The organism is Streptomyces sp. NPDC017246 (assembly GCF_044331325.1).
Lineage (GTDB): Bacteria > Actinomycetota > Actinomycetes > Streptomycetales > Streptomycetaceae > Streptomyces.
This window is the reverse complement of record NZ_JBIRMW010000001.1, coordinates 865,488-883,593: the sequence shown is the minus strand read 5'-3', so window position 1 is coordinate 883,593 and position 18,106 is coordinate 865,488. Positions and strand designations below refer to the sequence as shown.

Genomic DNA, 18,106 nt, shown 5'->3' with positions numbered 1-18,106 from the left:
CTGCGTCGTACGCCCGATTCGTCCCCGCCGAACTACCCTGGGAAGCGTGGCCGAGACCGTTCTCACCAACACCGGGCTCGACAGCTTCCTCGACGGAGCACCCGAGCGCCGCGATCCCGTTTACGTGCGTGCCGCCGAAGCGGTGCTGGGCCTGCTGGCCCTCCGAGGGGCCGATCGGGGGAGCGGGGTGCCCGAGCCCACGCCCGGTCTGGTCCGGCAGCTCCTGGTCGAGGACCTGCCGACGTTCGTCTACGCCCCGCCCGGAACGCTCGCCGCCTACCCCGCCGTCGTCGGGCGGCTCGCGGCGCGCTTCGACGGGGCACGGGGCGAGCAGGTCGCCGTGGCGGTGAGGGAGACCGCGGGCGACTTCGAGCGGGCCATGACAGACCCCGGGAACCTCACCTGGCACCGCTGGTACGCCTCGCTGCTGCGGACCTGCGGCGCCGACCTCGCCGACCCCGAGGACGTACGGCGCCGGCTCGCCGCCCTCGACGGGGCGCCCCTGCCCGACGGGGTGCACCGGGCCGACCTCATGGGGCGGACGGCCCTCGCGGACGTCCTGCTCGCCGAGGCCCTCACCCGCGCGTACGTCCGGGACGCCGAGGAGCCGCCCGCCGCCGGGCCGCTCCTCACCGATCACGCCGTCGCGACCGGCATCGGGCAGGTGGCCGCCGCGCTCCAGGACCGGTGGACCGCCGCAGGTCTCGCCGAACAGCTCGCCGGGCCGTACGCGCGCTTCGCGCCCGGGCCCGACGCCTTCCCGCACCTCGTCCTGGCCGACGCCCTCCTCGACGAGCACCTCGACCACTACGGGGACGTCTCCCTCCCGGTCCCCCCGCCGCCCGCCGTCGAGGCCGGCCCCTTCGAGGAGGACGCGGACGTCCTCATCGCCGCCGTCGAGGAGCTGACGGAGGAGGAGTTCGAGCCGTACGGCGGGGAGGCCCCGCATCTGCTGTACGTGGTCTACCGGCGCGGCTGTTCGGCCGAGTCCGTCGCCCGCAAGGCCGCCGAGTACGAGGACTGGGCGGTCGATCCGGCCCTGGAGGACCTGCCCGTACCGGTACCGGCCGAGGCGCCGGCCGGCCCGTACACGACCCCGCCCCTGCCGGAGCTCGTACGGCTCGTCGGCTCGGCGGAGCTGACCGAGGCGGACCGGGAGCGGCTCGAAGGGCCCGCCCGCGAGCTGGCCGCCGTCGTCGACCGGCTCGCCGCCACCGGCCTGGTCTTCCGCGCCGGGGACGCCTTCGGGCTCACCCCGCGCGGCGCCGGAGTCGTGCGCTATCTGCTGGGGGTGCGCGGGATCGCCGCTCCCGACGTCACCGAGGCGAGGGGGTGGGCCGCGCCCGAAGTCGTGGCCGCCGCCGGCGGCTGGCCGGCCTGCGTCGCGGCGTGCGTGCTCACCGACTGGCTCCACGCGCGCGGGGACAGCTCCGACGCCTGGTCCCAGCTGCTCGCCGCGCTCGGCACGGTGCACGCCGGCACCTCCGACGCGGCCGCCGTCCGTGGGCTCTTCGCCGCTCTGGACACCTCCGCCGCCCCGCCCGACGCCCTGCGGGGAGCTCTTCGTGACCCGGTGGTCGGGGCCTATGCCCATCAGGCCCTGCGCGGGCGGGGCGAGCCCTCCGACCTGATCCAGGTACGGATCTCGGCGAGGGCGCTGTTCCTGCTCGACGCGCTGCCCGCCAAGCAGGGGCCCCTGGAGTCCCGCCGTACCGCCTTCGACGAGGCGGCCGCCTCCTGGCCGGGCGGTTCCGCCGCCCTGGTCCGGGCGATGGCGGCGGCCGACCGGCACGAGACGGAGCGGGTGCTCGGCCCGCTCGGTCTCGTCCCGCACTGAGACCCCGGCGCGGACGTGCGTCCGCGCCGGAAGGCGTGTCCGTCCGCGCCGGGGTGCGTCAGCCCGCGGTGAGGTACATCCCCGACGGGCCCGCCCCCGCCGTGTTCCGGCAGCTCTGGTTGCCGGTCGGGCGGGCCTGGACCAGTGCCAGGCAGCGGCCGAAGGCCTGCTGGCCATAGGCGTTGGGGTGCATGGACTCCTGGACGAGCCCCTGCGTGCTCTGGCTGTCGATCCAGCGCGCCCACTCGCTGCTCGTCCCGGACGCGGGTGCGGTCGAGGTCACCTGACGGCTCGCCTTGGCGCACACCTCACGCCCCTGGAGGGCGTCCCGCAGGTCCATGAACTGCACGCCCTTGGCCGCCGCGACGCCCTTGAGACGGTTCGCCAGCTGGGGGACGAGGGAGTCGCGCGCCCAGTCGGAGTCGCCGTTCCAGAAGGGGCAGCCGCCGGTGTTCGTACGGGTCCAGCCGCTCTCGCCGTACCGGTTCTCGGAGGCGCGGGGGATGGGGGAGGGATAGGACTGGAGGACGATCCGGTAGTCGGAGGCGCTGTAGCCGGCTTCCGTCATGACCGCCCGGATCTCGTCGACCGAGCGGCCGACGTCCGCCATCACGCCGTCGATCCGGGCATCCACCTCGACCTGCTGGTCGTCGTGGCAGTACGAGTACCAGACGATGTAGTCCTTGGCGCAGGTGGCGATGATGTCGGCGAAGCCGAGGTCGTTGCCGCCGATCGAGAGCGCGATCAGCTCCACGTCGTGCGAGGCGGCGACGGCCGCCAGCTGGTCGGCCTGCGGGGCCTCGCCCCGATAGGTCTGGCCGCCCTGCGAGGCGCGGAACACGTTCTTCGTCGTCGCCCCGGAACAGGCCAGATTGACCAGGGAGCTCGCGATCGGTCCGGCGCTCTTCACCTCGGCGGTGTCCGAGCGGTGGCAGCCGCCCGCGGTGGTGCCGTACACCCGGGACGGGTCGTAGGCGCTGCCCGTCCAGGCCCGGTCGGTGCCGTTGCGGCTCCCCGAGTTGGTGAGGCTGTTGCCCAGCCAGCGGCCGGCCTCTCCGGAGATGTAGCTGTCGCCCATGGTGACGACGGCGGTGGGGCCCGTGCCGGGGGAGGCCTGGGCGGGCTGGGCGGCGACGGAGGCGAGCCCGGCGGCGGTACACAGTGCCAGGAGTGCGCGCAGCGCGCGGTGGGGGGTCGAAGGCATGGCTGTGCTCCTGCGGTACGCAGTGACGTGGGGGACAGCCGCCGGCCGGTGGCATGGCGGAATCTGTCACCCCCCGGCTTGTTACCGCTAGGTAGCTGCATATCTCGGTTCCGTCACGTCCCCTGTGCGCCCACAGGAACGCGAACAGGGCCCCGCCTCCGGTGCTGTGCGACACCGGGGACGAAGCCCTGCTCAGGATGCTGTCCGACCGCTGTGCGGGCCGCCGGGTCAGCCGTACTCGTCCGAGATCAGCCGACCAGCTGCTCGTACGCGGGCAGCGTCAGGAAGTCTGCGTAGTCCGCGTCGAGCGAGACGTGCAGGAGGAGGTCGTGGGCCTGCTGCCACTTGCCGGCCGCGAAGGCCTCCTCGCCGACCTCGGCGCGGATCGCGGTCAGCACCTCGGCGGCGACCTCGCGGGTCAGCTCGGGGGTGGCCTTCCTGCCGTTCTCGAAGACGACGCCCGCGTTGATCCACTGCCAGATCTGGGAGCGGGAGATCTCGGCGGTGGCCGCGTCCTCCATCAGGTTGAAGATGGCGACGGCGCCGAGGCCGCGGAGCCACGCCTCGATGTACCGGGTGCCGACCTGGACGGCGCTCACCAGGCCGTCGTAGGTGGGCTTCGCGTCCAGCGAGTCGATCGCGATCAGGTCGCCCGCCGCGACGGAGACGTCCTCGCGGAGGCGGTCCTTCTGGTTGGGCTTCTCGCCGAGGACGGCGTCGAAGGAGGCCATCGCGATCGGGACCAGGTCGGGGTGGGCGACCCAGGAGCCGTCGAAGCCGTCGCCGGCCTCGCGGTCCTTGTCGGCCTTGACCTTCTCGAAGGCGACCTTGTTGACCTCGGCGTCCTTGCGGGACGGGATGAACGCCGCCATGCCGCCGATCGCGTGCGCGCCGCGCTTGTGGCAGGTGCGCACGAGGAGTTCGGTGTAGGCGCGCATGAACGGGGCGGTCATCGTGACCGCGTTGCGGTCCGGCAGGACGAACTTGGCTCCGCCGTCACGGAAGTTCTTGACGATGGAGAAGAGGTAGTCCCAGCGGCCGGCGTTCAGCCCGGCGGCGTGGTCGCGGAGCTCGTAGAGGATCTCCTCCATCTCGTACGCGGCCGTGATGGTCTCGATGAGGACCGTGGCGCGGACGGTGCCCTGCGGGATGCCGACGTAGTCCTGGGCGAAGACGAAGATCTCGTTCCAGAGGCGGGCCTCCAGGTGCGACTCCGTCTTCGGCAGGTAGAAGTACGGGCCCTTGCCGAGGTCGATCAGACGCTGGGCGTTGTGGAAGAAGTACAGCCCGAAGTCGACGAGCGCACCCGGCACGGGGCGGCCGTCGAAGGCGAGGTGACGCTCCTCCAGGTGCCAGCCGCGGGGCCGCATGACGACCGTGGCCAGCTCGTCGGCCGGCTTGAGGGCGTACGACTTGCCCGAGCGCGGGTCCGTGAAGTCGATCTTCCGGGCGTAGGCGTCGATCAGGTTGAGCTGCCCCAGGACCACGTTCTCCCAGGTCGGCGCGGAGGCGTCCTCGAAGTCGGCGAGCCAGACGCGGGCGCCGGAGTTGAGCGCGTTGATCGTCATCTTGCGGTCGGTCGGGCCGGTGATCTCGACACGGCGGTCGTTCAGGGCCGCCGGGGCCGGCGCGACCTTCCAGGAGTCGTCGGCGCGGATCGCGGCGGTCTCCGGGAGGAAGTCCAGGGTGGACGTACGGGCGATCTCGGCGCGACGCTCCGCTCGGCGGGCGAGGAGCTCGTCCCGGCGCGGGGTGAACCGCCGGTGCAGTTCGGCGACGAAGGCCAGGGCGGCCTCGGTGAGCACCTCTTCCTGACGCGGCAGGGGCTCGGCATCGACGACGGCCAGGGGGGACGGCGCTGGTGCGGACATGAACTGTCACTTCCTTCAGCGGACTTCACGGGCGTGCCAGGCGGCCGCCGGGCGTCGCGCGGGACGGCACGGAGTGCCGCAGGCGCCGAGATACGGCCGCGAGCGCCCTCTGAACTGGCAGGCGCTTCTGAACAGTGGATACTAGTTTCCTCATGGTGGAAGTTCAATGGTTTGTTGATGTCGAGATTCTCCGGATCGACACAACATGGCGCTCGGTGCCATCCCTTTCACTCCAGGTGCGCCAGATCGGCCTCCGTGTCGATGTCATAGGGCTCGGCCACATCCGAACAGTCCACGGGGGTGATCGCATCCCGGTGTGCCGCCAGATAGTCCCGCGCGCCCCGGTCGCCCACCGCCAGCTCGGCGATCCCCGCCCAGTGCCCGGCCCCGAAGAGCACCGGATGGCCCCGCTCCCCGTCGTACGAGGCCGCCGCGAGCGAGTCCCGCGACGCGTAGGCCGCCCGCACCCGGGCCGCCGCCTCCGCCCCGATCCCCGGCTGGTCGACCAGCATCACCAGCGCCGCGTCCACCCCGCGCGGGTCGGCGGCCAGCGAGGCGAGCCCGGCCCGCAGCGAGGAACCCATCCCCTCCGCCCACTCCGGGTTGTCCACCAGCACGCACCCGGGCAGCTCCGCCCGCTCCCGTACGGCACCGGCCGAGGCACCGAGGACCACGTGCACCACCTCGCAGCCGGCCGCGCGCAGCACCCCCACCGCGTGCTCGACGAGGGGACGGCCGCGATGGGAGAGCAGCGCCTTGGGCCGGCCGCCGAGCCGCCGCCCGCCCCCGGCGGCGAGCAGCAGACCCGCGACGACGGGTCCGCGGACATCGGTTCGATCATGCGCAGTTGTCATGGGGACTGCATACCGCATCGGGCGGAATCACACGGTCGCCTGAATTCCGTCCACGGAGGGTGGCGCGCCGGGGTGGCGAAGGAGTTAACTGACCGCTACTCACGGCGCCCGGCCACCGTCCGACGGGTCGGCTCGGAGTGTTCGGAGTATGGCGTTCTGCGCACAGTGTCGTGCGAGGGGGAGAACCATGTTGCGAAGCGTGGGGCAGAGGCGAGTGACCGGCGAGGGTGTGGACCCCAGGGTGGCCGAGCTGCGCTCCGCCGTGTCCCGGCTCCGACGCGAACTGGCGGCCCATCGGGTCGATTTCGCGGATCGGGGCATCGCCGAGGGCGAGCTCGCCGCGCTCGACGCCATGGCGCTCAGCGGCGCACCCGAGGTGCGGCGACTGCGCCGCGCCCTGCTGATCGTCGCGGGCTCCGTCGGCTCCGTCAGCGCGCTCGCCGAGGGCCTCGCAGGGGTCCGGCGCGCGGTGGAACTCTTCGGTCCGCCCCCGCCCCGGGAACCCCTGGACTGACGCGGGGGCCGGACGCCGGATGCCGGCGAAGGGTGCTGGATACGGGTGTTCCGGCGCCGTAGGCAGGTCGCCGCGCAGGGGGCGGCACGCAGCGCAGGGCTTCCGGCACATCGCGCCGGAGGCCGGCACACCGCGCCGGAAGCGGAACCTACCGCCGGATCAGCCGGCGTGCCGTCGCCGCCGCCACCGCCGCCGTGCGCGAGTCCACGCCCAGCTTCGCGAAGATGTGCACCAGATGCGACTTCACCGTCGCCTGGCTGAGGAACAGCACCTTGCTGATCTGCTGGTTCGACAGGCCCTCGCCCACCAGCTGGAGCACCTCCAGCTCGCGTCTGGTCAGCGCCTCCGCCGGCGTCCGCATCCGGTCCATCAGCCGGTGCGCCACCGCCGGGGCCAGCGCCGACTGCCCGGCCGCCGCCGTCCGCACCGCCGCCGCCAGCTCCTCCGGCGGCGCGTCCTTCAGGAGATAGCCGGAGGCGCCCGCCTCCACCGCCGCCAGGATGTCCGCGTCCGTGTCGTACGTCGTCAGGACGAGCACCTTCGGCCCGCCGGGCGCCGCCGTGATCGCCGCCGTCGCCTCCGAGCCGTGCATTCCGGAGCCGAACTGCAGGTCCATCAGGACCACGTCCACACCCCCTGCGGCGGCCAGCTCCACCGCGCGCTCGGCGGTCGCCGCCTCCGCGACGACGGTGAAGTCCGGCTCCGTGTCGAGGACCGCGCGCAGGCCGGCCCGTACCACCGGGTGGTCGTCGGCGAGAAGAAGGTGGATGGTCATGCTCGGACTCCTGCGGGAAGGGGGAGGGAGACGGCGACGGCCGTGCCCTGGCCGGGGGCGGACTCGACGGTGAACGTGCCGCCCAGCGACTCCGCGCGCGAACGCATCGCCGGAAGCCCGAAGCCGCCGTCGGAGGACGGGCGGACGGACCCCGGCTCGAAGCCCGCGCCGTCGTCGACCACGTCCAGGGTCACGGACGCGTCCATGAACGACAGCGTGATCTCCGCCCGCGAGGCCGCCGCGTGCCGCACCGTGTTCGCGAGCGCCGACTGCGCGATCCGCAGCAGCGCCACCTCGTACGGGGTGGGCAGCTCGACCGGTGTGCCGCTCACCGAGAACCGGACCCGCGGCCCGGCCCCCGGCTCGTACGCACCCGCGCCGGCCCCCGGCTCGTACGCACCCGCACCCACACCCGCGCCGCCCCCGGGCTCCTGGCCGCTCGCACCGGCGCCCGGGCCGTACAGCCCCGCACCCGCCCCCGGCTCGCACAGACGTTCCAGGGCCGCCGCGAGGGAGCCGTGCTCCAGGTCCGGTGGCGACAGTGCCCGTACGAACCGTCTCGCCTCCGCCAGGTTGTCCTGGGCCGCCCGCCGCGCCCGGTCGATGTGGCCGGCGGCCGGAGAACCCGGCGGCAGGGCCCGCTCGGCCGCCCGCAGCAGCAGCTGGATCGAGGACAGACCCTGGGCGAGCGTGTCGTGGATCTCGCGGGCGAGCCGCTCCCGCTCGGCGAGCGTCCCCGCGTGCCGCTCCGCCGCCGCCAGCTCCGCCCGTGTCGCGATCAGCTCCTCGATGAGCCGGCGCCGCCGCTCGCTCTCCCGGTACAGCGCCTGGTAGCCCAGGACCGTCGCCACCGCGACCGCCGCACCGAGCAGCGGCCCGATGAAGACCCCCGGGTTGAGCGCGGCGCCGTGCCCCACGTACGAGAGGATCGCCGCGCCCGCCGTCAGCGCGACCGCAGGCAGGGACCAGCGCGGGGGCAGCAGGTGCAGCTGGAGGAAGTAGAGCGGGAAGGCCACCCAGAGCGCCTCCGGGGTCAGCCAGAGCAGCGCGATCCAGGACACGCCGAGGGCGGCCAGCCAGACGCCCGCGGCCCGCTGCGAGTTCCGCACGGAGGGCAGATACGAACCGGCGGCGTAGACCGCGCCCGTCACCACCGCGAGCGCCGTCCCGGCGGCCGAGTCCGCCCGTACCGCCGCGAGGACGAGCAGGCCCCCCATCAGCAGGTGGAGACAGAGGCGCAGTGCGCGCAGGGCGGGGGTGAGGGAACGCGGATCCATGTTCCCTCCAGCGTAGACAGCGGCAGACAATCCGGACTCAACCGAAAGATTGATTACGGAGCCATCCGTGGCGCGATGCCCCCGGGGCCCCTCCCGCACCACTCTGGTCAGCATGTTCGTGGCATGGAGAGACCTCAGATTCGCCAAGGGGCGATTCGCCCTCATGGGCACCGTGATCGTCCTGATCACCCTGCTCGTGGGGCTGCTGTCAGGGCTGACCGCCGGGCTCGCGCGGGAGAACGTCTCCGCGATCACCGGTCTGCCCGCCGACCGTCTCGCCTTCGCGGCGCCGCCGTCCGGGCAGTCGGTCTCCTTCACCAATTCGACGGTGACGGAGGAGCAGTGGCGCCGCTGGGCGGAGCAGCCCGGAGTGAAGGCCGCGGCGCCCCTCGGCATCCGCACGCTCAACGGCGCCGCCGGGGACCGTACCGCCGCGGTCTCCGCCTTCGGTACGGATCCGGAGGCAGGCCTCGCACCGGTGGCCCCCGCTCCGGGCAGGGCCGTCCTCTCGGAGTCGGCGGCCGAGGAGCTGGGCGTCTCGCCGGGCGACGCCGTCCGCCTCGGCCCGCTGGAGCTCACCGTCACGGCGGTCTCCGGCGACGCCTCGTACAGCCACACCCCGGTGGTGTGGACCTCGCTCGACGACTGGCAGCGGCTAGGCCACAGCGGCACGACCGCGCAGGAACAGGCCACCGTCATCGCGCTCCGCGGCGGCGGGGGGACCGACTGGGCGGCGGGCGACAAGGCCGTCGGCACCGAGGCGCGGACCGCCGACGAGGCGCTCACCGCCATAGGGTCCTACCAGGCGGAGAACGGGTCGCTCCAGCTCATGCGGGGCTTCCTCTTCGCCATCTCGGCCCTTGTCATAGGAGCCTTCTTCACCGTCTGGACCATTCAGCGGAGCGGCGACGTCGCCGTCCTCAAGGCGCTGGGGGCCTCGACCCCGTACCTCCTCAAGGACGCCCTCGGACAGGCGGTCCTGATGCTCGCGGCGGGCACGCTGCTCGGCACGGCGCTCGCTGTCGGCATCGGGGCGCTGGTCAGCGGCGGGAACGTGCCCTTCGTCCTGGAGCCGCTGACCGTCCTCGGACCGGCGGCCGTCATCGTGGTGCTCGGTGTGCTCGGCGCCGCCCTGTCCATCCGGCGGATCACCGCCGTCGATCCCCTCACCGCCCTCGGGAGCGCCCGATGAGTCTCGTCCTCGACGCCGTCACCCTCACCTACCCCGACGGGGACGGCCGGCTGACCGCGCTCGACGCCGTCTCCCTCGACGTCCCCGCCGGTACGCTCACGGCCGTCGTCGGCCCCTCCGGCTCCGGCAAGTCCAGCCTGCTCGCGGTCGCCGCGACCCTGGTCACCCCCGACCGGGGCGGGGTCGTCGTCGCCGGGACGGACACGGGCGCGCTGGACGCGGCCGGGCGGGCGGCACTGCGGCGGGAGCGGATCGGGATCGTGTTCCAGCAGCCCAATCTGCTGCCCTCGCTCACGGCGGCCGAACAGCTCCAGGTGATGGCGCATCTGTCCGGCCGTCCGCCGAAGGAGGCCAGGGGCCGGGCACTGGAACTGCTGGACGCGGTCGGCCTCGCGGATCTGGCCGGACGGCGGCCGCACCAGCTGTCCGGCGGTCAGCGCCAGCGGGTCAACATCGCGCGTGCCCTGATGAACGAGCCCGCTGTGCTCCTCGTCGACGAGCCGACCAGCGCGCTCGACCACGAGCGGGGGGCGGCGGTGGTGGAGCTGCTCGTCGGACTGACGGGCGAGCGGGGTACGGCGACGGTCCTCGTCACCCACGACCGTACGCACCTCGCCCGCGCGGACCGGGTGGTCGAGGTCCAGGACGGCCGCCTGTCGGAACGCGCGACCGTCTGACCACCGGCCGCCCCTCGCCGGGCCGGGGCTCGTGTCACCGCCTGAGGGGTACGGCGCGGTGGGTCAGGGCGCCTGGGTTTTCCTCGCCGCCGCGGCGGCGAGGGCCCGGGCCCGTTCGATCTCGTTGATGTGGGTCTCCGTCCATTGCCGGAGTGCGGCGATCGGCTCGGCGAGGCTCCGGCCCAGGTCCGTCAGGTCGTACTCGACCCTGGGCGGGATGGACGGGTACGCCGTGCGGGTGAGGAAGCCGTCGGCCTCAAGGCCGCGGAGGGTCTGGGTGAGCATCTTCTGCGAGACGCCCTCGATGCGTCGGCTCAAGTCGGTGTAGCGCATGGTGCCTTCGAGGAGGGCGTCGACGACCAGGATCGTCCATTTGCCGGCGATGTGGTCGAGGACCTGGCGCGTCGGGCACTTTGCGGAGTAGGCGTCGGCCGGTAGTCCGGAGGATTCCACGACGGTCTTCATGCCGGGAGAGTAACGCACCAATAAGTGCCTTATTCCTATTGGAGAGTGACTCTCCAATAGTTCGTGTCATGACGAACCACACGCTCTCCGTAGCCGACGCGATCCGCACGCGCCGCACCGTCCGCCACTACCGCCCCGACCCGATCCCGGACGACGCCCTCACCACGCTGCTCGAACTCGCGGTCCAGGCACCCTCCAGCTGGAATCTGCAGGACCGGTCGATCGTCGTGGTCGCCGACGGCGAGGGCCGCGACGGGCTGACCCGGGCCACCGGAGGCCAGCCCCAGACGCGGGAGGCCCCCGTGGTCCTGGTCTTCGTCGCCGAGCCGGAGTCCTGGCGTGACGATCACAGCGACGTCTACGACCGGGCCCGCCGCGACGGCGCCTGGGACGACGAGTTCATCGCCATGTTCTCGGCCGCCTCGACCGCGTTCCAGGAGGACCTCGACCGGCGCGGTCTCCTGCGGGAGTACGCGGTGAAGGACGCCGTGATCGCGGCATCCTTCCTGATGCTCGCCGCGACCGAGCTGGGCCTGGCCACCTCGCCGATGAACGGCTGGGACGAGGCCGAGGTGAAGAAGGTGATCGGGATCGGCGACCGGGACGACCTGGCCATCGCCCTGCTCGTGTCGGTCGGCTACCCGGCGGAGGAACGACGCCATCCCGGCCGGCGAGCCATGGAACGCAACGTCTTCCACGGACACCACGGTGCGTTCCGCGGACAGCGCGGCGCCGAGGAGAGCGCCGCACGCCGGGAGTAGACGCCTCGCGCCGGCACGGCGGGGGCGGGCGGGCGCCGCCCGCGCCGTGGTGGGCGGGGGAGCGGGGCGCTACGACCCGCCGTTGCCCGTCGTGTTCGCCAGGGCCGCCGAGAGTTCCCGGGCGACCTCCTGGAGGATCGGGACGATCTTCTCCGTGGCCGCCTCGGTCACCCGGCCCGCCGGGCCCGAGATCGAGATCGCCGCGGCGGTGGGGGAGTCCGGCACCGATACCGCGAGGCAGCGGACTCCTATCTCCTGCTCGTTGTCGTCGACCGCGTATCCCGTCTCGCGGACCGCGACGAGCGCGTCGAGGAAGCCGTCCGGCGTGGTGATCGTCTTCTCCGTCGCGGCCGGCATGCCGGTACGGGCGAGCAGCGCGCGTACCTCCTCCGCCGGGGTGTGGGCGAGGAGCGCCTTGCCCACACCGGTCGAGTGCGGGAGCACCCGCCGGCCGACCTCGGTGAACATGCGCATCGAGTGCTTGGACGGCACCTGGGCGACGTACACGATCTCGTCGCCGTCGAGCAGTGCCATGTTCGCGGTCTCGCCGGTCTCCTCGACGAGGCGCGCCAGGTACGGGCGGGCCCAGGTGCCGAGGAGGCGGGAGGCGGATTCGCCGAGCCGGATGAGCCGGGGTCCGAGCGCGTACCGCCGGTTGGGCTGCTGGCGCACATAGCCGCAGGCGACCAGGGTGCGCATGAGGCGGTGGATGGTGGGGAGCGGGAGTCCGCTGCTGGCGGAGAGCTCGCTCAGCCCGACCTCGCCCCCGGCGTCGGCCATCCGCTCCAGGAGGTCGAAGGCACGCTCAAGGGACTGGACGCCCCCGCTCGCGGCGGGCTTGGCGGCGTCGGTGGTGCTGGCGCTGGACGTCGGCACGTCAACGGTCCTTTCGGGGCAGGCGGGCAAGTCAGCAGCCTACCGGCCCATCGGTCGGGGCACATGGTCCCGGTGTCGGCGTCCGCGCCGGTCAGGACGTGTTTGTCCGGTGTCGGCGACGGCCGGGAGCGGTCCGGGTCCGCCCCACCTGTGTGGAGCTACGTTCTACTGTACGAAATTTACATTCCACTTCGTGGAAACATCCAAGCAGGGTTCGGTGAGGGCCGATCCTGGAATTGTGCCCTTGACGACATGTCGTCCGGAAGTGAAGACTCCTTCAACAGTTCGTTGAATTTCCTGCCGGGCGGTTCCTCGTCGAAGCACCCGGTTCTCGCCGAAGCACTTGAAGAAGGGGTACGGGTGGACGTCAACCTGGTCCTGCGCTCGACGCGTGTCATCACCCCCGAGGGAACCCGCCCGGCGTCGATCGCCGTCTCCGGGGGGACGATCGCGGCCGTGCTGCCGTACGACGCCGAGGTACCCGCCGGCGCCCGGCTTGAGGACGTCGGCGACGACGTCGTCCTGCCCGGACTCGTCGACACCCACGTACACGTGAACGACCCCGGCCGCACCGAGTGGGAGGGCTTCTGGACCGCCACCCGCGCGGCCGCCGCCGGCGGCATCACCACGCTGCTCGACATGCCGCTCAACTCGCTGCCGCCGACCACCACCGTGGAGAACCTGCGGGTCAAGCAGGAGGTCGCCCGCGCCAAGGCCCACGTCGACGTCGGCTTCTGGGGCGGCGCCCTGCCCGACAACGTCAAGGACCTGCGCCCGCTCCACGACGCCGGAGTCTTCGGCTTCAAGTGCTTCCTGTCGCCCTCCGGCGTGGAGGAGTTCCCCGAGCTCGACCAGGAGCGGCTGGCGACGTCCCTCGCCGAGATCTCCGGCTTCGACGGCCTGATGATCGTGCACGCCGAGGACCCGCACCACCTCGCCGCCGCGCCCCAGCGCCCGGGCGGCGCGTACGCCGACTTCCTCGCCTCCCGCCCCCGGGACGCCGAGAACACGGCGATCGAGAACCTGATCAACCAGGCCCGCCGGCTCAACGCCCGCGTCCACGTCCTCCACCTCTCCTCCTCGGACGCGCTGCCGGTCATCGCCGCCGCCAAGGCCGAGGGCGTGAAGATCACGGTCGAGTCCTGTCCGCACTTCCTCACGCTCACCGCCGAGGAGATCCCGGACGGCGCCACCGAGTTCAAGTGCTGCCCGCCCATCCGCGAGGCCGTCAACCAGGACGCGCTGTGGCAGGGGCTCGCGGACGGCACGATCGACTGCATCGTCTCCGACCACTCCCCGTCCACGGCAGACCTCAAGACGCCCGACTTCGCGTCCGCCTGGGGCGGCATCTCCTCCCTCCAGCTCGGCCTGCCGGCCATCTGGACCGAGGCCCGCCGCCGCGGCTTCGACCTGACGGACGTCGTCCGCTGGATGTCCGAGGGCCCGGCCCGGCTCGCCGGACTCACCCGCAAGGGCGCCATCGAGGCCGGCCGCGACGCCGACTTCGCCGTCCTCGCGCCCGAGGCGACCTTCACCGTCGACCCGGCCGACCTCCAGCACCGCAACCGGATCACCGCCTACGCGGGCAAGACCCTCCACGGCGTCGTCACTTCCACCTGGCTGCGCGGAGAGCGGATCGCCGACGGCGGCACCCTCGCCGAGCCCTCCGGCCGCCTCCTCGAAAGGAACAACTGACGTGTCCGTCATACCCAGCTTCACCGGTGACGCGAGCCCCTACGGCGGCGGCGACCCGTACGCCGACTACCGGACGGCCGACTTCCCCTTCGCCCAGTACGCGGACCTCGCCGACCGGCGCCTCGGCGCGGGCGTGATCGCCGCCAACGACGAGTTCTTCGCCGAGCGCGAGAACCTCCTCAAGCCCGAGGCCGCCGAGTTCGACCCCGAGCACTTCGGCCACAAGGGCAAGATCATGGACGGCTGGGAGACCCGCCGCCGCCGTGGCATCTCGGCCCAGCAGCCGCACCCCACCGAGGACGACCACGACTGGGCCCTCGTACGGCTCGGCGCGCCCGGTGTGGTCCGCGGCATCGTCCTCGACACGGCCCACTTCCGCGGCAACTACCCGCAGGCCGTCTCCGTCGAGGCCGCCTCCGTCCCCGGCTCGCCCTCGCCCGAGGAGCTCCTCGCCGACGACGTGAAGTGGACGACGCTCGTCCCGCGCACCGCCGTCGGCGGGCACGCCGCCAACGGCTTCGCCGTCGACGTCGAGCAGCGCTTCACGCACCTGCGCGTCAACCAGCACCCCGACGGCGGCATCGCCCGCCTCCGGGTCTACGGCGAGGTCGCCCCCGACCCGGCGTGGCTCGGGGTCCTCGGCACCTTCGACCTCGCTGCCCTGGAGAACGGCGGCCAGGTCGAGGACGCCTCCGACCGCTTCTACTCCCCGGCCACCAACACCATCCAGCCGGGCCGCTCCCGCAAGATGGACGACGGCTGGGAGACCCGCCGCCGCCGCGACAAGGGCAACGACTGGATCCGCTACCAGCTGGTCGCCGAGTCCGAGATCCGCGCCGTCGAGATCGACACCGCCTACCTCAAGGGCAACAGCGCCGGCTGGGCCGCGCTCTCCGTCGCGGCCGAGGGCTCGGAGGAGTGGACCGAGATCCTGCCCCGGACCCGCCTCCAGCCCGACACCAACCACCGCTTCGTGCTCGGCACCCCGGCGGTCGGCTCCCGGGTGCGGATCGACATCTACCCGGACGGCGGCATCTCCCGCCTCCGTCTCTTCGGCTCCCTCACGGAGGCCGGTGCGGCCCGGCTGACCGCCCGCCACCAGGAACTCGGCGGCTGACGCCACCGGACCACCACCAGCAGGCCGGGCGCGCCCGGCCGCCCCGGGACTCCGGGGCCGGGCGGCCGACACCGCCCGGCCCCCGGGGACCCCGGTCACCCCAGAACTGGGCGGGTACGACACCCCGCCCGGCCCGCGAGGGCGCACCGGACCGACAGCACCGGTGCGCCCTCGCGAACCCCTTTTCCGGCTCGCTTCCCCCGGCGGCACTCTTCCGCCCACTCGCCGGGCTCCGCGCACGGGCGCTTCGAGGCGGTCGCCGTACGGGGCTACGCCGCGTGCCCGCCGTCCACCGAGAACTCGGCGCCCGTCACGTACCGCCCCTCGGGCCCCGCCAGGAAGGCGACCATGGAGGCCACCTCGTCCGGGGTGCCGAAGCGGCCCAGCGCCGTCATGGCCGCCTGGCCCGCCGCGTACGGCCCGTCCGCCGGGTTCATGTCGGTGTCGACGGGGCCGGGGTGGACGAGGTTCGCCGTGATCCCGCGACCGCCCAGCTCCCGGGCGAGCGCCTTCGTGAGGCCGGTCAGAGCCGACTTGCTCATCGCGTACAGGGACCCGCCGGGCCCCGGCACCCGCTGCGTCATGCAGCTGCCGATCGTGATGATCCGCCCGCCGTCGGGCAGGCGCCCGGCCGCCGCCTGCGAGGCGAGGAAGGACGCCCGGACGTTCACCGCGAGGACCCGGTCCACGTCGGCGAGGGCCAGCGACTCCAGCGGGCCGAGGACCCCGGCGCCGACGTTGTTGACCAGGACGTCGAGCCGGCCCAGGGCGTCCGCCGCCCAGTCGACCGCCCCCGCCGCGTCCCCGGCGTCGGCCGCGTCGGCCCGCAGGGGCAGCGCCTTCCGGCCGGCCGCCTCGATCCGTGCGGCGACCTCCTTGGCCCGCGCCTCGTCCTGGACGTAGGTGAAGGCGACGTCGGCGCCCTCCTGCGCGAGGCGTACGGCCGTGGCCGCGCCGATCCCGCGGCTGCCGCCCGTCACCAGAACCGCCGTGCCGTTCATCGTGGACATCCCGAAACCTCCGTAGGGAGAAGCCATAAGTGGTTGCGGGTTCAATGAAAGTCGTCCGGGTGCCCGGAAGCTGGCAGGAATCGGACGCCGACCCGACCGGCACCCCGCGTCGGCTCGTCGGCGACTCGCGGTCGACCCTTCAGCGGCTGGTGAGCGGCTGGTGAGCGGCTCGGGGGCGGCTCGTGGGCGACAGAAAGGTGTAGCCGCCACAGGCCTGTCCGGGTACGGTGATCGCTCCACGTGCGAGCCGCAGAAGTCTCCACCCCACCCAGAGAGTTGGAGAACCGGCCCGCCATGGCAGCTTCGTCCTCCCTTGCCGCCCCCGTGCCGCTCGGCGCCCCGCGCCGCGCCTGGCTCACCGACCTGCCCGTGCTGCTCGTCGCCGTCGTCTGGGGCGCCAGCTACCTCGCGGCCAAGGGCATCACCACCACCCACACCGTCATCGCGGTCCTCGTGCTGCGGTTCGCCGTGGTGCTGCCCGTCCTCGTCGTCGCCGGGTGGGCCAGGCTCCGGGCGCTGAGCGCGGCCCAGTGGCGCGGCGCGGCCACCCTCGGACTGATCCTCGCCGGGATCTTCCTCCTGGAGACCTACGGCGTCGTCCACACCTCCGCCACCAACGCGGGTCTGATCATCAGCCTCACCATGATCTTCACCCCGCTCGCCGAGGCCGCCGTCACCAGGGTCAGACCGCCCCGCGCTTTCCTCGGCGCCGCCGCGCTCTCCGTCGCGGGCGTCGTCCTCCTCACCCAGGGCGGTGGCTTCACCGCCCCCTCCACGGGCGACCTGCTCATGCTGCTCGCCGCCCTGGCCCGTACCGTCCACGTCCTGGCCATGTCCCGGATCAAGGCGGTCCGGTCCGCCGACTCGCTCTCCCTGACCACCGTGCAGCTCGGCTCCGCCGTCGCCGTCTTCGCCGTCATCGCGGCCTTCCCCGGCACCGGCGCCTCGCCCTGGGCGGTCGCCCTGGACTTCGGTCCGCGCGAGTGGGCCGGGCTGCTCTTCCTCTCCGTCTTCTGCACGCTCTTCGCCTTCTTCGTGCAGATGTGGGCGGTCCGCCGCACCTCGCCGTCCCGGGTCAGCCTCCTCCTCGGCACGGAACCACTCTGGGCCGCCGCCGCGGGCATCGCCGTCGCGGGGGACCGCCCCGGGGTCCTCGGCCTCGCGGGCGCGATCCTCGTTCTGGCGGGCACCAGTTGGGGCCGTCGGGCCGCCGACGGGGACGCCGGGTAAGTTCTTCGATCATGCGTTCACTCACTTACGACAACGAGTTCCGCGCCCGTGCCCGGCGCACCCAGGGCTGGGGCCTCGGCCTCCTCGCCGTCGCCGGGCTGCTCTGGGTCTGGTTCGGCGTCCTTCTCCTCACCCCGTACGAACCGGCCGACAGCAGCAACACCTGCCCCGTGCTGCTCACCAGCGAGTACCTCCACGACAAGGCCTGCGAGGAGTCCCGCGACTGGCCCGAACTCGTCGGCGTCATCGGTGCCTCCGTCCCCGTCGCCGTGCTCGGCGCCGCCCTCTACACCAGCGGTTCGGTCTCCCACCGCATGGCCGAGCACCTCGCCGAAGTGACCCGCATCGACTCGGCGAGCGCCTGACCGCCGAGGTCACCGGCGAGCGCCCGACCGCCGAGGCGACCGGTGACCGGTGGGCGCGTGCCCGCCGGTCCACCGCGACGGGCGGATCAGGACTTCGCCACCCGGTCCGACACGATCATGAGGACCAGGCCGAGGACCGCGATCACGATGTTGGCGAACAGCTCCCGGCCCTCCAGGAACCACACGTTCTCGGTGAGGAACCGGGTCACGCCGAGCAGGCGGAACCAGCCGTCCGTCAGCTCGCGCACCACCCCGGCCACACCGAAGAGGGCGAGCAGGAAACCGGCGACCTCCAGAAGCTTCTTCATGAAGTGATCATGGCGCGGCCGGGCGACCGGCCGCGTCCGCCGCAGGTCCACGGCCACCGCTACCGAAGTATCGACCTC

General features: G+C 73.0%; 18 protein-coding genes. 9 read left to right on the top strand and 9 right to left on the bottom strand.

Annotated elements, in window-relative coordinates:
- Positions 1 to 46: 46 nt before the first annotated feature.
- A complete protein-coding gene (locus tag ACH4MY_RS04025) occupies positions 47 to 1,837 on the top strand; it encodes a hypothetical protein (RefSeq protein ID WP_397997089.1) in 1,791 nt (596 codons plus the stop codon).
- 58 nt (positions 1,838 to 1,895) lie between these two features.
- Here the strand turns inward: ACH4MY_RS04025 and ACH4MY_RS04020 are convergent, their stop codons facing one another.
- The 3 genes from ACH4MY_RS04020 to ACH4MY_RS04010 form a co-directional block, all read right to left on the bottom strand.
- Positions 1,896 to 3,041, bottom strand: a complete 1,146-nt coding sequence (locus tag ACH4MY_RS04020) for a GDSL-type esterase/lipase family protein (RefSeq protein WP_397997087.1) — start codon at positions 3,039 to 3,041, stop codon at positions 1,896 to 1,898.
- 248 nt (positions 3,042 to 3,289) lie between these two features.
- On the bottom strand, positions 3,290 to 4,912 hold the full coding sequence (gene aceB, locus ACH4MY_RS04015) for a malate synthase A (protein WP_397997085.1): 1,623 nt from the start codon (positions 4,910 to 4,912) through the stop codon (positions 3,290 to 3,292).
- A gap of 227 nt (positions 4,913 to 5,139) precedes the next feature.
- Positions 5,140 to 5,766, bottom strand: a complete 627-nt coding sequence (locus tag ACH4MY_RS04010; RefSeq protein WP_397997083.1) for an NTP transferase domain-containing protein — start codon at positions 5,764 to 5,766, stop codon at positions 5,140 to 5,142.
- A 187-nt stretch (positions 5,767 to 5,953) separates the two neighbouring features.
- Between ACH4MY_RS04010 and ACH4MY_RS04005 the strand changes: the two genes are divergently transcribed.
- Positions 5,954 to 6,280: a DUF5955 family protein gene (locus ACH4MY_RS04005; RefSeq protein WP_397997080.1), complete on the top strand. Its 327-nt coding sequence runs from the start codon at positions 5,954 to 5,956 to the stop codon at positions 6,278 to 6,280.
- A 148-nt stretch (positions 6,281 to 6,428) separates the two neighbouring features.
- Here the strand turns inward: ACH4MY_RS04005 and ACH4MY_RS04000 are convergent, their stop codons facing one another.
- Positions 6,429 to 7,055: a response regulator gene (locus ACH4MY_RS04000; protein ID WP_397997077.1), complete on the bottom strand. Its 627-nt coding sequence runs from the start codon at positions 7,053 to 7,055 to the stop codon at positions 6,429 to 6,431.
- Positions 7,052 to 8,332 carry a histidine kinase gene (locus tag ACH4MY_RS03995; protein ID WP_397997075.1) on the bottom strand — a complete coding sequence of 427 codons (1,281 nt, stop codon included), beginning with the start codon at positions 8,330 to 8,332 and terminating at the stop codon, positions 7,052 to 7,054. The genes ACH4MY_RS04000 and ACH4MY_RS03995 overlap by 4 nt, the downstream gene beginning before the upstream one ends.
- A 112-nt stretch (positions 8,333 to 8,444) precedes the next feature.
- Here ACH4MY_RS03995 and ACH4MY_RS03990 point away from each other — a divergent pair, with 112 nt between their 5' ends.
- Entirely contained in the window at positions 8,445 to 9,524 is a 1,080-nt protein-coding gene (locus ACH4MY_RS03990; RefSeq protein WP_397997072.1) for an ABC transporter permease, read from the top strand.
- Positions 9,521 to 10,201, top strand: a complete 681-nt coding sequence (locus tag ACH4MY_RS03985; protein WP_397997069.1) for an ABC transporter ATP-binding protein — start codon at positions 9,521 to 9,523, stop codon at positions 10,199 to 10,201. Before ACH4MY_RS03990 ends, ACH4MY_RS03985 begins: the two co-directional genes overlap by 4 nt.
- Positions 10,202 to 10,264: 63 nt before the next feature.
- Here the strand turns inward: ACH4MY_RS03985 and ACH4MY_RS03980 are convergent, their stop codons facing one another.
- Entirely contained in the window at positions 10,265 to 10,666 is a 402-nt protein-coding gene (locus ACH4MY_RS03980) for a winged helix-turn-helix transcriptional regulator (RefSeq protein WP_397997066.1), read from the bottom strand.
- Positions 10,667 to 10,734: 68 nt separating this feature from the next.
- On the opposite strand from ACH4MY_RS03980, the gene ACH4MY_RS03975 reads away from it, so the two are divergent.
- A complete protein-coding gene (locus ACH4MY_RS03975; protein WP_397997064.1) occupies positions 10,735 to 11,427 on the top strand; it encodes a nitroreductase family protein in 693 nt (230 codons plus the stop codon).
- Positions 11,428 to 11,496: 69 nt separating this feature from the next.
- Here ACH4MY_RS03975 and ACH4MY_RS03970 read toward each other — a convergent pair whose 3' ends face one another.
- The gene (locus ACH4MY_RS03970) at positions 11,497 to 12,303 is read right to left on the bottom strand and encodes an IclR family transcriptional regulator (protein WP_328941822.1); all 807 of its coding nucleotides are present in this window, start codon (positions 12,301 to 12,303) and stop codon (positions 11,497 to 11,499) included.
- 360 nt (positions 12,304 to 12,663) lie between these two features.
- Between ACH4MY_RS03970 and allB the strand changes: the two genes are divergently transcribed.
- Both allB and alc read left to right on the top strand, forming a co-directional pair.
- The gene (gene allB / locus ACH4MY_RS03965) at positions 12,664 to 13,998 is read left to right on the top strand and encodes an allantoinase AllB (RefSeq protein ID WP_397997060.1); all 1,335 of its coding nucleotides are present in this window, start codon (positions 12,664 to 12,666) and stop codon (positions 13,996 to 13,998) included.
- A gap of 1 nt (position 13,999) precedes the next feature.
- Positions 14,000 to 15,115: an allantoicase gene (alc, locus tag ACH4MY_RS03960; protein WP_397997057.1), complete on the top strand. Its 1,116-nt coding sequence runs from the start codon at positions 14,000 to 14,002 to the stop codon at positions 15,113 to 15,115.
- Between the two features lie 269 nt (positions 15,116 to 15,384).
- Here alc and ACH4MY_RS03955 read toward each other — a convergent pair whose 3' ends face one another.
- Entirely contained in the window at positions 15,385 to 16,125 is a 741-nt protein-coding gene (locus tag ACH4MY_RS03955) for an SDR family NAD(P)-dependent oxidoreductase (RefSeq protein ID WP_397997054.1), read from the bottom strand.
- Between the two features lie 294 nt (positions 16,126 to 16,419).
- Between ACH4MY_RS03955 and ACH4MY_RS03950 the strand changes: the two genes are divergently transcribed.
- Together ACH4MY_RS03950 and ACH4MY_RS03945 are read left to right on the top strand one after the other, a co-directional pair.
- Positions 16,420 to 17,355 carry a DMT family transporter gene (locus ACH4MY_RS03950; protein WP_397997052.1) on the top strand — a complete coding sequence of 312 codons (936 nt, stop codon included), beginning with the start codon at positions 16,420 to 16,422 and terminating at the stop codon, positions 17,353 to 17,355.
- Between the two features lie 11 nt (positions 17,356 to 17,366).
- Positions 17,367 to 17,720 carry a hypothetical protein gene (locus tag ACH4MY_RS03945; RefSeq protein WP_397997050.1) on the top strand — a complete coding sequence of 118 codons (354 nt, stop codon included), beginning with the start codon at positions 17,367 to 17,369 and terminating at the stop codon, positions 17,718 to 17,720.
- An 86-nt stretch (positions 17,721 to 17,806) separates the two neighbouring features.
- On the opposite strand, the gene ACH4MY_RS03940 is transcribed toward ACH4MY_RS03945, so the two are convergent.
- A complete protein-coding gene (locus tag ACH4MY_RS03940) occupies positions 17,807 to 18,028 on the bottom strand; it encodes a hypothetical protein (RefSeq protein WP_397997047.1) in 222 nt (73 codons plus the stop codon).
- Positions 18,029 to 18,106: the final 78 nt, after the last annotated feature.